The 14477-nt window shown below is 62.5% G+C and carries 13 protein-coding genes; 12 read left to right on the top strand and 1 reads right to left on the bottom strand.

Annotated elements, in window-relative coordinates; genetic code table 11:
* The first annotated feature begins 334 nt into the window (after window positions 1-334).
* The 11 genes from A3AI_RS0120875 (at window position 335) to A3AI_RS0120825 (ending at window position 9621) form a co-directional block, all read left to right on the top strand.
* Entirely contained in the window at window positions 335-697 is a 363-nt protein-coding gene (locus tag A3AI_RS0120875; protein ID WP_024517439.1) for a hypothetical protein, read from the top strand.
* Window positions 698-720: 23 nt separating this feature from the next.
* The gene (locus tag A3AI_RS0120870; RefSeq protein WP_024517438.1) at window positions 721-1128 is read left to right on the top strand and encodes a DUF4332 domain-containing protein; all 408 of its coding nucleotides are present in this window, start codon (window positions 721-723) and stop codon (window positions 1126-1128) included.
* Between the two features lie 160 nt (window positions 1129-1288).
* Window positions 1289-2164: a dihydropteroate synthase gene (gene folP / locus A3AI_RS0120865; RefSeq protein ID WP_024517437.1), complete on the top strand. Its 876-nt coding sequence runs from the start codon at window positions 1289-1291 to the stop codon at window positions 2162-2164.
* Window positions 2161-2541, top strand: coding sequence for a dihydroneopterin aldolase (gene folB, locus A3AI_RS0120860; RefSeq protein WP_024517436.1), 381 nt, complete (start codon window positions 2161-2163; stop codon window positions 2539-2541). Before folP ends, folB begins: the two co-directional genes overlap by 4 nt.
* Window positions 2534-3025, top strand: a complete 492-nt coding sequence (gene folK / locus A3AI_RS0120855; protein ID WP_024517435.1) for a 2-amino-4-hydroxy-6-hydroxymethyldihydropteridine diphosphokinase — start codon at window positions 2534-2536, stop codon at window positions 3023-3025. The genes folB and folK overlap by 8 nt, the downstream gene beginning before the upstream one ends.
* Window positions 3026-3097: 72 nt before the next feature.
* Window positions 3098-4966, top strand: a complete 1869-nt coding sequence (locus A3AI_RS0120850; protein ID WP_024517434.1) for a methylmalonyl-CoA mutase subunit beta — start codon at window positions 3098-3100, stop codon at window positions 4964-4966.
* Window positions 4963-5460, top strand: a complete 498-nt coding sequence (locus tag A3AI_RS0120845) for a GFA family protein (RefSeq protein WP_024517433.1) — start codon at window positions 4963-4965, stop codon at window positions 5458-5460. Before A3AI_RS0120850 ends, A3AI_RS0120845 begins: the two co-directional genes overlap by 4 nt.
* A gap of 42 nt (window positions 5461-5502) precedes the next feature.
* Window positions 5503-5694: a hypothetical protein gene (locus A3AI_RS0120840; RefSeq protein WP_024517432.1), complete on the top strand. Its 192-nt coding sequence runs from the start codon at window positions 5503-5505 to the stop codon at window positions 5692-5694.
* Entirely contained in the window at window positions 5691-7844 is a 2154-nt protein-coding gene (gene scpA / locus A3AI_RS0120835; RefSeq protein WP_024517431.1) for a methylmalonyl-CoA mutase, read from the top strand. The genes A3AI_RS0120840 and scpA overlap by 4 nt, the downstream gene beginning before the upstream one ends.
* A 143-nt stretch (window positions 7845-7987) precedes the next feature.
* A complete protein-coding gene (meaB, locus tag A3AI_RS0120830; RefSeq protein ID WP_024517430.1) occupies window positions 7988-8980 on the top strand; it encodes a methylmalonyl Co-A mutase-associated GTPase MeaB in 993 nt (330 codons plus the stop codon).
* The gene (locus tag A3AI_RS0120825) at window positions 8977-9621 is read left to right on the top strand and encodes a pyroglutamyl-peptidase I (protein ID WP_024517429.1); all 645 of its coding nucleotides are present in this window, start codon (window positions 8977-8979) and stop codon (window positions 9619-9621) included. Before meaB ends, A3AI_RS0120825 begins: the two co-directional genes overlap by 4 nt.
* A gap of 15 nt (window positions 9622-9636) precedes the next feature.
* Here the strand turns inward: A3AI_RS0120825 and A3AI_RS48800 are convergent, their stop codons facing one another.
* Window positions 9637-9813 carry a hypothetical protein gene (locus A3AI_RS48800; protein ID WP_198030156.1) on the bottom strand — a complete coding sequence of 59 codons (177 nt, stop codon included), beginning with the start codon at window positions 9811-9813 and terminating at the stop codon, window positions 9637-9639.
* A gap of 3308 nt (window positions 9814-13121) precedes the next feature.
* On the opposite strand from A3AI_RS48800, the gene A3AI_RS0120800 reads away from it, so the two are divergent.
* On the top strand, window positions 13122-14477 hold the full coding sequence (locus A3AI_RS0120800; protein WP_024517427.1) for a TIGR03808 family TAT-translocated repetitive protein: 1356 nt from the start codon (window positions 13122-13124) through the stop codon (window positions 14475-14477).

The raw sequence follows: 14477 nt of genomic DNA, 5'->3' as shown, positions 1-14477 counted from the left end.
ACCCATCTTCTCCTTAAGTCTTCTCCTTAAGTCGGATCATACTGCATCTTGCAAGCCGATTTAAACCGTTCCGATCGCCGCATTGCGGCATACGCGAGGCCGGTCAACCGAGCGCTTACGTGCTTTCGGCCAACCACCAGACACAACAGTCTTTCTCCGCATTGCGAAACCCGTAAAATCCCTCGACCGCTCTTGCATTGCTGCAACACTTGCAACGCGATTGCAGATGAATCGTGCTTTGCGTTGTGGTCATCGCTTGAATTTCGTCATGCGCAAGCTCAAGATGATTTCTTAATTCGAGGGGCCGGTTCAAAACCGGTTGAGGCGGGGCATTATGGACGAATTGATTGGACAGCTGGCTGCAAAAGCCGGCATCGATCGGTCTGTCGCTGAAAAAACCGTAGGGATCATTTTGGGGTTCCTACGCAGCACGCGACCTTCAGACAAGGTTCAGGCCTTGATCAATCAGATTCCAGGTGCAGAGGCGGCTATCGCAGCATCGAATGGCGGCGGGCTTGCGCGCTTGATGGGCAACAGCCTGATGGCCGTTGGCACCAAGTTGATCGGCCTTGGCCTCAGCATCACGGAAATTCAAACGGTCGTCCGTGAACTTTTGCGCTTTGGCCATGACATAATCGGAGCGGATCAAATGGGCGAGATCATCGCGGGGACGCCGGGGCTCAGCCAGTTCGCCTAAATCACCTTCTGATATCGAGTATCATGACATACCCCCTCTCCGAGCTGGAAGGCATGACGGCCTTTGCCGCTCAAAAGCTCAAATCGCACGGCGTTCGGACCACCGAGGCGCTGCTCGAGGCGGCCCGCACTGTGAAGGGGCGCAAGGCGCTGTCTGCGAAGACGTGCATTAGTGAGCAGCAATTGCTGGAGTGGGCCAATGTCGCCGACTACATGCGCATCCCCGGGATGGGCAAGGCCAAGGTCGGGCTGGTCCGTGCCGCCGGGCCCACCACGGTGCGCGAGCTCGCACATCGCAATCCGGCGCGACTCGCGCAGAATATGAAAGACGTGAACACCAAGCGCAGGCTGGTGCGCATCCTGCCATCGGAGAAATCGGTCGCGCAATTGATCGCGCAGGCCCGCAAGCTGCAACCCAAGATCACCTATTAGCCGCCCCCGTTGGGCGCTCACTCGCAACAGTCGCTCGCTGCAAACTCGGGGCGCGAAGCGGCCTTTGCATACAAATCAAACATGATCCCACGGCATTGACGGGCAAACGGCACGCCTCCGCGGCTTGACTCGGGGACGCTAACCGCGCAAAGCCACCGGCATGAGTGCGACCCCGTCCAGACTGCCCATGACGGCCACGTGGTCACCAGGCGCGGCCCCCCGGCATCCGCTGTTGCGGAAGCTTTTGGCAAGGCCTTATCCGGCCGTGATGGGCGTATTAAATGTCACGCCGGACTCCTTCTCCGACGGCGGTCATTTTTATGCGCCCGGCCCAGCCCTCAGGCACGCGCAGCGCATGGTCGCGGAAGGCACCGACATCATCGATGTCGGTGCGGAATCCACCCGCCCTTATGGTGGCGCAAGCCCGGTGACGGGGGATGAGGAGATCAGGCGGCTCAAGCCGATCCTCTACGACGTCGTGAAGCTCGGCGTGCCCGTCTCTATCGACAGCATGAAGGCCAAGGTCGTGGCCTTTGCGCTCGACGCCGGTGTCGCCATTGCCAATGACGTCTGGGGCCTGCAGCGTGATCCTGAAATGGCAAAGCTGGTCGCCGCGCGCAACGTGCCGGTCATTGTCATGCATAACCGCGACGCGGCCGATCCCGCCATCGACATCATGAAGGACATCGCCGAGTTCTTTGCGCGCTCGCTCGAGATCGCAGCTAGCGCAGGGATTCCCGCGGGCAATATCGTGCTCGATCCCGGCATCGGCTTCGGCAAGACCTCGGAGCAAAGCATGACCGCGCTGGCGCGGCTGGATGAGCTCGCAGCCTTCGGCCTGCCGATCCTGGTCGGCGCCTCGCGCAAGCGCTTCATCGCAACCGTTGGTCCCGCCGAGCCGGAGGAGCGCCTGGGCGGATCGATCGCGGCGCATGTGATCGCCGCTCAGCGCGGCGCCGACATCATTCGCGCACATGATGTTGCGGAAACCGTGCAGGCGCTGCGCTTTGCGGCTGCGATCGAGGAGAAGCGATGACCGACACCATCTTCATCAAAGGCGTCGTCGTCCATGCCCGTCATGGCGTGATGAAGCATGAGACGGAGGTCGGCCAGCGCTTCGTGATCGATCTCGAACTCTACGCCGACCTCTCGGAATCCTCGCGCAGCGACCGCCTGTCCGATACGATTTCCTATTCCAACGTGGTCGGGACCGCGACCGACGCTTTCAAAAACGCCAACTACAAGCTCCTGGAACGCGCCGCCGGCGCAGTGGCGGATGCGATCCTGTCGTCGTTTACGAAGGTACGCGCCGTCAAGGTCACCGTGCACAAGCCGCATGCGCCGATTGCGGAGATTTTCGAGGATGTCGGCGTGGTGCTGACGCGCAACCGACATCCGCCGACGCATGGCTAGCGCGATCATTGCACTTGGCGGCAATGTCGGCGATGTCCGTGCGACGTTCAAGGCTGCGATTGCGGAGACTTGCACGCTCGCCCAAGCAAGGCTCCTGGCACGCTCCTCCGATTATGCGACCCCGCCCTGGGGCGACGAGCAGCAGCCGCCTTTTGTCAATGCCTGCATCGAGATCGAGACTGGCCTTGAGCCACATGCCCTGCTCGCGGTCTTGCAAGCCGTCGAGCGGAATTTCGGCCGCGACCGGACCGTGGAACGCCGCTGGGGACCGCGCACGCTCGACCTCGACCTGATCGCATATGACGACCTGGCGCTGCAGACGGCGACGCTGAGGCTTCCACATCCGCGCGTTCTCGAACGCGCCTTCGTGCTGGTTCCGCTGGCCGAAATAGCGCCTCAGCGCAAGATCGGCGGATGCGATGTCAAAGCGGCACTGGCGAGCCTGTCAAGCGCGGGTATCGAGCGGCTGCCGGCGCTGGATTGACCTAAAACAAGCGTTTGGCTTGGCCGGCCGGCCGTGGCAATTTCCGGCTCGATACCGGGAGCGAAATACCGCATGACCTCACCATCCGACCTGCCCTTGGCCTCCGATTTCCCGCAAGCCAGCTTCGACGACTGGCGCAAGCTGGTGGACGGGGTGCTGAAAGGCGCGCCGTTCGAGAAGCTGGTCGGCAAGACCTATGACGGCCTCAAGATCGAGCCGATCTACCGCCGCGCGACCAATGCGACGCCGCTCCCCGGCCGCGCGGCAGCGGCGCCGTGGCAGATCATGCAGCGGATCGATCATCCGGATGCCGCGAAGGCCAACGCCATCGCGCTTGCCGAGCTCGAGAATGGCGCGACCGGTCTCGAGATCGAGTTTGCCGGAGGACCAGGCGCGCGCGGCTTCGGCGTGCTCGACGCAACCCCGGAGACGCTGAAAAAGCTGTTCGACGGCGTGATGATCGATGCCGGGATCGCGATTGCACTCAATCCCGTGATCGGGCGCGGCAATGCCGGCGAGAGCCTCGCCGCATTGATCGAGGCAAGGCGCATCGATCCCGCTCAGGTCGATATCCGCTTCAACTATCAGGCGCTGTCGACCATGGCGGTCTATGGTGCGGCACCTTCCGTCTGGCAAGACATGGCGCCGCCGTTTGCGAAAGTCGTGGGCGGGCTGATCGGGCGCGGCTTCAAGGGGCCCTTCGTGCTGGCCGACGGCCGACCGGTGCATGATGCCGGCGGCTCGGAGGTGCAGGAGCTGGCCTTCGCGCTGTCGCTCGCAATCGCCTATCTGCGCATGCTGGAGGATGGCGGCATCGCGCTCGATGCCGCGCGCGACGCGCTGTCGTTCCGCCTCGTCGCCGATGCCGACCAGTTCCTGACCATGGCCAAATTCCGTGCGCTCCGGCTGCTCTGGGCACGCGTCGAGCAGGCCTGCGGCCTCACGCCGAAGCCGGTCTTCATCGCCGCGGAAACGGCGTGGCGCATGCTGACCCAGCGTGACTCTGACGTGAACATGCTGCGCGCCACCATGGCGACCTTCGCCGCCGGTCTAGCCGGCGCCAATGCGATCACCGTGCTGCCGCACACGCTGGCCTGCGGCCTGCCCGAAGCGTTTGCACGGCGTGTCGCGCGCAACACGCAGCTCATTCTTCTGGAGGAATCCAATCTCGCCAAGGTCAGCGATCCCGCGGCTGGCTCCGGCGGCATCGAGAGCCTCACGCAAGAATTGAGCAGCGCTTCGTGGACATTATTCCAGGAAATCGAGAAGTCCGGCGGCATCTTTGCAGCGCTGCAGCAAGGCCTGATCCAGGGCAAGGTGGCAGCAACGCGCAGCGCACGCGAAGCCAACGTCGCCCGCCGCAAGGACGTCCTGACCGGGGCGAGCGAGTTTCCCAATTTGCGGGAGGCGCCGGTCGCGGTCGAGGATGTGAAGCCGGTGGTGCTGCCGGCTCCGGCTGCGACCATCAGCTTCGCACCGCTTTCGGCAACGCGGCTCGCAACTCCATTCGAGCGGCTGCGCGATCGCTCGGACCAAATCCTTGAAGAAACCGGCAAGCGGCCGCGCGTCTTCCTCGCCAATCTCGGCCGAGCCTCCGACTTCACCGCACGCGCAACCTTTGCCAAGAGCTTTTTCGAAAGCGGCGGCATCGAGGCCATCGACAGCGAAGGCTCTTCCGACGCGTCTGCGCTCGCTGCGGCTTGCAAGGCCTCCGGCGCCGGGTTCGCCTGCCTTTGTTCGTCGGACAAGGTCTATGCCGAGCAGGCGGCCGAAGCTGCCCGCGCCCTTCAAGCCGCAGGAATCAAGCATATCTATCTGGCGGGACGTCCGGGTGAACTGGAGGCCGCATTGAAGGGGGCAGGTGTCGGCGCCTTCGTCTTTGCAGGCTCCAACGCACCTGCCGTGCTGGAAGAGGCCTACCGGAAAGCGGAGCAGCCATGAGCGCCGAAACAACGAGTGCCGAGACAACAAAGAGTGAGACCACAAAGCCCCTGCTCAGCGGCGGCTGCCAATGCGGCGCCATCCGCTTTGCGATCACGGCCGCGCCGTTGAAGGTCAGCATCTGCCACTGCCGGATGTGCCAGAAAGCCTCGGGCGCGCCGTTCGCCTCCTTTGCCGACATCGCCAGGGAGAATTTCAGCTGGACCCGCGGCACGCCGGCCGCGTTCCGCTCCTCCTCCATTGCGATGCGCGATTTCTGCGCAAGCTGCGGGACGCCCTTGAGCTTCCGCCGCATCGACGGCCCGAGCATCGAGATCATGACTGGTACGTTCGACCACCCGGACCGGATGATTCCGACCCGGCAATATGGCACGGAATCCCGCCTTGGTTGGGTGGTCGGGATCGCCAACCTGCCGAGCCAGACCACGCTGCAGAATTACGGGTCGGAGAAGCTTGGCGGCATCGTGTCCCACCAGCATCCGGACCATGATTGAGGTATCGCCTCATCGAGGCGGAAACTGTGATAGGCTATGCCGATGTTTCGGGTGCTCGGAAACATATTGCTCGGCTTTGCACAATTGGAATGGACGCTCGGGAAGCTGTTCGCGCGGCTGCTGTGGCTCGGGTCTGGCGCGATGACCGACCGCCGCTTGGACGATCCCGTCTACAAGAAGAACGTGCACAAGCTGATCGAGCGAAATCGCGAGCTTGAGGAAGCCAGGGAATGAGCCGCATACCGAACTTCGCCGATATCGCATTCGAAAAAACGGCCGCGCCACCGCCAGCCGACAACGCCCAGCCGTGGCTCACGCCGGAAGGCATCCCGGTGAAGCCGGCTTACGGCGAGGCCGACCTTACCGGCATCGATTTCCTGGAGACCTGGCCCGGGATCGCGCCTTATCTGCGCGGCCCCTACCCCACGATGTATGTCAACCAGCCCTGGACGATCAGGCAATATGCCGGCTTCTCCACGGCGGAAGACTCCAACGCCTTCTACCGCCGCAACCTCGCCGCCGGGCAGAAGGGCCTGTCCGTCGCCTTCGATCTCGCCACCCACCGCGGCTATGACTCCGATCATCCGCGCGTGTCAGGTGATGTCGGCATGGCCGGCGTTGCGATCGATTCCATCTACGACATGCGCACGCTGTTCGCCGGCATCCCGCTCGACCGGATGAGCGTGTCGATGACCATGAACGGCGCGGTGCTGCCCGTGCTCGCGCTGTTCGTCGTTGCCGCCGAGGAACAAGGCGTGCCGCCGGAGAAGCTGTCGGGCACCATTCAGAACGACATTCTGAAAGAGTTCATGGTGCGCAACACCTACATCTATCCGCCGAGCCCATCGATGCGGATCATCTCCGACATCTTCGCCTACACCTCGCAGCGGATGCCGAAATTCAATTCGATCTCGATCTCCGGCTATCACATGCAGGAGGCCGGCGCGACGCAGGACCTCGAGCTCGCCTATACGCTCGCCGACGGCGTCGAATATTTGCGCGCTGGGCTATCCGCCGGCCTCGACGTCGACCGTTTCGCGCCGCGCCTGTCATTCTTCTGGGCGATCGGCATGAACTTCTTCATGGAAGTCGCCAAGATGCGCGCCGCGCGCCTGCTCTGGGCGAAGCTGCTGAAACCGTTCAATCCGAAGGACCCGCGCTCGCTGTCCCTGCGCACGCATTGCCAGACCTCGGGCTGGTCGCTGACCGCGCAGGACGTGTTCAACAATGTGATGCGCACGACCATCGAGGCGATGGCGGCGACGCAAGGCCACACCCAGTCGCTGCACACCAATGCGCTCGACGAGGCGCTCGCGCTGCCGACCGATTTCTCGGCCCGCATCGCGCGCAACACCCAGCTATTCCTGCAACAGGAGAGCGGCACCAACCGTATCATCGATCCCTGGGGCGGCTCCTATTATGTCGAGCGGCTGACCCGCGATCTCGCCGGCCGCGCCTGGGAGCATATCCAGGAGGTCGAGGCGCTCGGCGGCATGGCGAAAGCGATCGAGGCCGGCCTGCCGAAGCTGCGCATCGAGGAGGCCTCCGCCAAGACCCAGGCCCGGATCGACGCCGGCAAGCAGGCGGTGATCGGCGTCAACAAGTACAGGCCATCGGATGAGAAGCCGATCGACATCCTGAAGGTCGACAATTCCAATGTCCGTCGGCTACAGATCGACAAGCTCAAGCGGCTGCGCTCCGAGCGCAACCAGAAGGACGTCGACGCGGCGCTGGCGGCGCTGACGCGCGCCGCCGAGGGCAGCGGCAATTTGCTCGCTCTCGCCATAGATGCGGCGCGGGCGAAGGCCACCGTCGGCGAAATCTCCGATGCCATGGAAAAAGTGTTCGGCCGCCACCGCGCCGAGATCAAGTCCATCACCGGCGTCTACAAGCGCGAGGCCTCCAGCATGTCCAACCGGGTCGAAAAGGTGCAGGCGCTGATCGAGGCTTTTGAGGAGGCCGAGGGCCGCAGGCCGCGCATCCTGGTCGCCAAGATCGGCCAGGATGGCCACGATCGCGGCCAGAAGGTGATTGCGTCCGCTTTCGCCGATATCGGCTTCGACGTCGACATCGGCCCCTTGTTTGCGACCGCCGACGAGGCCGCACGCCAGGCCGTCGAGAACGACGTGCATGTTCTCGGCGTCTCCTCGCTCGCGGCCGCGCACCTCACGGCCGTGCCGGAGCTAAAGGCTGCGCTGAAGAGCCAAGGCCGCGAGGACATCATGATCATCGTCGGCGGCGTAGTCCCGCCGCAGGATTATGACGCCCTCTACGAGGCCGGTGCAGAGGCGATCTTCCCGCCCGGCACGGTGATTGCGGATGCCGCGGAAGAGCTGATCCACAAGCTCAATGCGCGACTCGGCCACAGCGCGGCGGCGGAGTAGCAGCGCTCCGGCCGAGGGAACGCGGATCTTCGGTGGCAGCCGCCCGAAGGGCGATGCCGAGGACCAGCCTTAAAGCTTTGCGCAACGGTGCAGTTCGCCGCTGTCCCCCTCGCCTGCCTGCGCCTGCCGTTGTAAAGCAAGGCATGCCCACACCGACCAATCCCCGCTTCGACACCAAGATCCTTGCAAGAGCCCTCCGCGCCGGCCATCGCGCGGCGCTGGCGCAGGCGATCACGCTGATCGAAAGCCGGCGCAGCGATCACCAGGCACACGCGCGTGAGCTGGTGCAGGCGCTGTTGCCCCATACAGGTAAAGCCATCCGCGTCGGCATTACCGGCTCTCCGGGGGTCGGCAAATCCACGACCATCGATGCGCTCGGCATGTTCCTGATCGAGCGCGGCCACAAGGTCGCGGTGCTTGCGGTCGACCCGTCGTCGGCGCGCTCGGGCGGCTCCATCCTCGGCGACAAGACGCGGATGGCCCGGCTCTCCGCATCCGAGCACGCCTTCATCCGGCCCTCCCCGTCCTCCGGCACGCTCGGCGGGGTCGCGGCCAAGACGCGTGAGGGGATGCTGCTGTGCGAGGCGGCTGGCTTCGACGTCGTCCTGGTCGAGACCGTGGGCATCGGCCAATCGGAGACCGCGGTCTGTGACATGACCGACTTCTTCCTCGCCCTGATGCTTCCCGGCGCCGGCGACGAGCTGCAGGGCATCAAGAAGGGCCTGGTCGAGCTTGCCGACATGATCGCCATCAACAAGGCCGACGGCGACAATGTGAAGCGCGCCAATGCGGCGGCGGGCGAATATCGCAGCGCGCTGCATATCCTGACCCCCCGCTCGGAGCACTGGCACCCACCGGTCGTGACCTATTCGGCCCTGACCGCCACAGGCATTGCCGAGCTCTGGCAAAAAGTGCTCGATCATCGCAGCGCGATGACGGCGTCTGGCGATTTCGCTGCGCGGCGGCGCGAGCAGCAGGTAAAATGGATGTGGTCGATGCTGGAGCAGCGCATGATGGCGCGGCTGCGGACCGAAGCCTCGATCCGCAGCAAAGTGAAGAAGATCGAGGCTGAAGTGGCGGAGGGCCATGTCACGCCGGCAGTGGCCGCCGAACAGATCGTGGAGTGGCTGCGATGAGCCTGCGTATCCTCGTCACCGGTTTCGGGCCGTTTCCGGGCGCACCTTTCAATCCGACCATGCCGCTGGTCGACCGGCTGACAGAGCTGCGCCGTCCCGCGCTCGACGGCGCCACGCTGACCGGTCACATCTTCCATGTCACCTATCAGACCGTGGATCGCGAATTGCCCGAACTGATCGCGCGGCTGCGTCCGCAGATACTGTTGATGTTTGGGCTGGCGTCGCGAACCGGCTACCTGCGGATCGAGACCCGCGCACGCAATGCCGTCTCGACGCACCTTCCCGACGCTGACGGCAACCGGGCGCAGAAATCATCGATCGTTCCTGCGGAGGATGCCAGGCCGTTCGGTGCGCATACGGCGAGCCTGTTGCGTGCCGCACGCGCGACAGGCATCGACGCGCGGCTCTCCCGCGATGCCGGCACGTATCTCTGCAATTATCTGAGCTGGCGCGCGATCGAGGCAACGCGACAGCCCGGTGGACCGGAGCTGGCGTCATTCATCCATGTGCCCCTGGTGGTCCGCGAGGGCGCGCCGGGGATAACGCTGGATCAGCTGGTCGATGCGGGCGAGGCCATTTTGATGGAAATGGTGAGGCTCGTGCGGCAAAAGGAGCGCGAGGTCGAGCTCGCGCAGACGTAGAGGGTTGAGCAATTGCTACGACCGAAACAGGGCGTAGTAAATCACGTAGAGCCAGCCCAAAATGCCGTGAACGATTGCCCAAAGTATCGAGTGATTGGCGGTATAGGATATCGCGATCGCGAGGGCCGTACCAAAGCTCACACCGTATTTCGCGCCTTCAACTCTGACACCGTAGTAACGATTTCCGTTCATGTTCACCACCTCCGCTGCGCTCGCGCTCGCATCACGATCATGCGCTCATCATCATGCGATGGCACGCAGGGTACCACTTTTCAACGCGACTGCCGGAGGTAAAGATTTCGAACTACCCCTCGCCTCAGCGCACTATCACTTTGCTGAGTCAAATCAAAAACTTGTCCGAGATTTTCGAGAACGTTCGACGTACGAAAAATCTGCCGGGGCGACACTGGGGACAACATTTTGCAAAGTTCGTTGGCGCGCTTCGGTTGCACGGTCGAACTGGCGTCAACTCGGCGGCGGCCCCGGAGCGTTTCGATACCTTAACAAGCCGCGCCCCGTGAAATCCCAAGCCGTCGAGCCCGGACGCCGGGCGCACGGTTGATCAGACGATAGATCAGGGATTAGACGATGCCTGACTGACTGAAACCAAGCCAGTGACCTTCGCGATCTCGTCGGGCGAGCGGAGTAGGCTGTGAACTCCAAGGCCAATGAGCGATAGTCCGAAAGCGAGCAGCGTCCCGTATAGTACACCTTCGCGGGTAGATGGGTCTCGGAACATGACAGGCCTCCCAACTCAGACAATTTGGAAGCGGCGTATTCGAGATAACCGATATTAGCTTACGCCGAATTCGCCTTTGGCGACCTGCGCCCAGTGCAGGACTCCTTCTTAAAATCGGAATATCCCATTGGTTATAGGCCTGCCGAGAGACCGCTGGGGCGAAGGCGCCGACCTTGGTTCCGATCTGAACCTACGGTCGTCAGCCGGCGTCGCTCCGAGGCCGGTCTCCTAAGCATGATCCGGAGAAGTGTGTAGCGGTTCTCCGAAAAGATCATGCTCAATCAAAGACCTAAAGCGCGATGACGATTCAACCAAATCTCATCGCGATTTAGTCACGCCGGGCCTCGCTCTATTCGTTCATACCCGCCTACATCGAGGCGTAAGCTCGCCTGAAGGCAATCGCACCCGCCAAGGATCGCGGACGTGTCCTCACAGCGTGGCCATCGTTACCGCTTTGCACGATCCATTGGCCGTTCTGCTGGCCTACAATCTTGCCGACGTGGTGACGCCAGACGACGATAGCCCCGACTGACGGACCACCCGCACTTACGCCATAGTGAGTCCAAGCTTTGGCGAGGTTGTACTCTGGACCGGGATCGCCACCAACCTGAGTGCGCATGTACCATCCGCACCACGCAGAGGGCCGCCCGGCATGTGAGTTCCTGTGCGCATAGTGCCGATAGTCATGATGATTGCGAGTTCTGGCTTCTGCGCTCGATGCGGCGAGGCAAAGCAAAGCAATTGCAGCTACGATTTTACGCAACACTATAATCCTTCGTGCTGTTGGAGAAACGGATCGCTCGACGCGATCAAGGATGGAGCCGCTTTGAAAGACGAACAGGTGTCAGCGCGGCAGGCGCGGTTACACACCGCGTTTCGGCGTTTAAGAAATCTGTGAACCAAAATATGACGGTGTCTTTGAGGGGTCACCAGCCATACGATCCGAGCGCTAGAGGCCTGGTCTGAGCCTTAGCGGTTCGCGTCGTTTCGGTGGTCAAGCAACGCTTTGCTGCGTCAATCTCGGCCTCGGTGGCGCCCTTGCTTCTCGCCCACGCTTCGGCCGCTGCCTCGCTATATTTCGTCACATAATACCGGACGACAGAGCAGGAGACCGAGCGCAGCAAGCCCGGCCGCTCCCCCGCACAAGCGCCTGATGAAAAACCGAACAAGACTGTCAGAATGAGAAGTCCCCGTCTCATTGCAACTCCCTTGGTTAACGAACGGATTTAATTGGTTAACGAACGGATTTAATTCAATTCTCTTTTTCGGGATTTGCACAGGCCCGTTCCCAGAGCAACCCCTATCTGGTCTAGCACCTATGCAGGGAAGCAATGGGCGGCAATTTCGGGGTACGGCGGCCCTCCTCGGCGTCGCGCGGGCCTTTACTTTAGCGCGAAGTGGACCTCAGCAGCGGCGGGTCTGAGCCTTCCGGCGTGGTCCCCTTAAACGGTTCTGGCGACGCGCCCGAAAAGGAACGACCCCGGTGGGGCGATACCGGGGTCGTCTTCCCTTCTTGGAGGTGATCCAGCTTTCGAGCCGGATGCGATCTCGCGTACGCCCAACAGTGTGGGCGGTCAGTTCAAAAGGATACTTTCACTCATCACCAATTTGAGAAGCCTGCTCCTCCGAGGACGTTCAACAGCAACGTCTCTTCGCATTCCATCCTCACGCGAAGTATCCGGTAGACTCGTTCGCGCTCCAGCAGATCAAGTCGGATCGCGCCGAGCCGCGAAGCACTTCATCACGGGCTCCCTCCATGCAACCTGCTCCGCGCGATTAACCCGGAGTGATGTTAAAGGTTCAGGGAAATTCTAACTTGGACCCTGCCGCGACCGTGAGGCGGCCTAGTCGTCCCAGCTTCGCTCTCCGCAGCCTTTGCACTCGAACATTTGGACACTGTGCCCGGTGTCTGCATCGACAACCACTTGCATGACTTCTTGCATCTCACCGCAGAAGCGGCAGCGCCGCTTTGAGGCGCTCGGCCCCTCAGCGATCTTCTGAGCCCTAAAAAGCTCCATTGCGTTTGTCCCCTCACGACCCTCCTTATGCATACGACTGCATTCGTTCCGAATGCAACGTAGCGGATTAGCCGCCACGGGGTTCGGCGAGTGATTGGGATATGCCAGTGGAGTACCACTGAATGGGTAGTTGACCTTCTAATCAAAGTTAGACGCCGGAGCCACGAAACGCGATATCGTCTCTACCAACCGGGGAGCTGGGAACGTTTCAGTACGAATTGATTTTTAGCCCGGTGGCCGCTTTCACGAGCGGCCTTTTTATCTGAAGCCCTTCGCATGTCCTGCGGTAGGAGAGAAAAGTTAGACCAATCGAAATATTAGCTTACGGGTTCGTAAAATGGCCCGGCTCGATATTCTGTTCCTTATCTTGATGACGTGGTGTGTTGGACTTGTGGGGGCGTTGGCCTTCAGTATGTTCGCGCCCTGAGGTCATTGCCGTTCGGCAGGAGGGCCATCGCAAGCCGTCCCTCGCACGTAGAGAATTTCGCCACCTTCTCGCTCGGAACGGAATTCGGACGCACGGGCTCGCCCGGTGACCGGGTGGTGGCCTAGCGGGCCAAGCCTGCTCCCGGCGCATCGCGGGTTTGACGTGGGCAAGCCGTGAGACGGCATGAGAGAGTGCTGAAAAAGCAAAGATTTAACCCTACCGCCAACAATCCCCTTCCCTGCCACCGCTAACGCCGCGCGGCACTGTATTTCTGGAGTAATCACCCCAAGACGTGCCGTCGCCAGGGATGCGGGCCATGGACCTCAATCGCCGCCATCTGTTGGGCGCTTCCGTTGCCGGCGCGGCCGGCGCGCTTGCTATGCCCCGCGACGCCCTTGCCGCATCGCTCGGGCGCGACATCACGCAATATGGCGTGCGGCCAGGGAGTGCCGACGACCAGACCAAAAGCCTGCAGCGGGCAATCGACGAGGCGGCGCGCGCGCAGGTGCCGCTGGTGCTGCCGCCGGGTATCTATCGCACCGGCCCGTTAAGCCTGCAGAACGGCACGCAACTGATCGGCGTGCGCGGCGCGACAAAACTTGTCTATACCGGCGGGCCGTCGCTGCTGCTGGGCGAAGGCTGCGGGCACATCACCCTGTCCGGCCTCACGCTCGATGGCGGCAGCATTCCACTGCCGCCGCGGCGCGGTCTGATCCATCTGCTGGGCGGGCGCGCGGTTGAGATCACCGACTGCGAGATCACAAACAGCGGCGGCAACGGCATCTGGATCGAGCAGGTCGCAGGCGACATCAGCGGCAACATCTTCTCCGGAATCGCTGCGACCGCGCTCGTCTCCTTCGACGCGCTTGGCCTCATCGTCTCGCGCAACACCATCATCGGAACCAGCGACAACGGCATCGAGATCCTGCGCACGGCGATCGGCGACGACGGCACGCTGGTCGCCGATAACCGCATCGAGAACATCAAGGCCGGCCCCGGTGGAAGCGGCCAGTATGGCAACGCCATCAACGCCTTCCGCGCCAGCAATGTCATCGTGCGCGGCAATCGCATCAGGAATTGCGACTATTCCGCGGTGCGCGGCAATTCCGCTTCCAATATCCAGATCACAGGCAACAGCGTCAGCGAGGTCCGCGAGGTGGCGCTCTACGCGGAATTTGCGTTCGAGGGCGCGGTGATCGCCAACAACACCGTTGATGGCGCAGCGCTCGGCGTCTCCGTCTGCAATTTCAACGAAGGCGGCCGCATCGCGGTTGTTCAAGGCAACATCATTCGCAACCTGTTGCCCAAGCGCCCCGCAGGCACCGCGCCCGACGACGACGGCGGCATCGGCATCTATGTCGAAGCCGACGCAAGCGTGACGGGCAATGTGATCGAGAACGCCCCTGCTTTCGGTATCGTCGCCGGCTGGGGCAAATATCTGCGCGACGTGAGCATCACGGGAAATGTCATCCGCAACGCTTTTGCCGGCATCGGGGTATCGGTCGCGGCAGGTGCCGGCGCCGCGCTGGTCAACAACAACATGATCGCGGAGACGCCACGCGGGGCGGTGGTCGGGCTCGATCACGCCCATGTAGTGACGGCCGATCTCACAGCCGACGGCGCGCAGCACTACGCCCAGGTCATGGTCGGCAGCAACGCGGTGCGGCGTTAG

Origin of the sequence: Bradyrhizobium sp. Tv2a-2 (genome assembly GCF_000472425.1) — a bacterium.
In the GTDB taxonomy this organism is placed as follows: Bacteria; Pseudomonadota; Alphaproteobacteria; order Rhizobiales; family Xanthobacteraceae; genus Bradyrhizobium.
The sequence above is the reverse complement of the archived record's forward strand: the minus strand, read 5'-3'. Positions and strand labels throughout refer to the sequence as shown.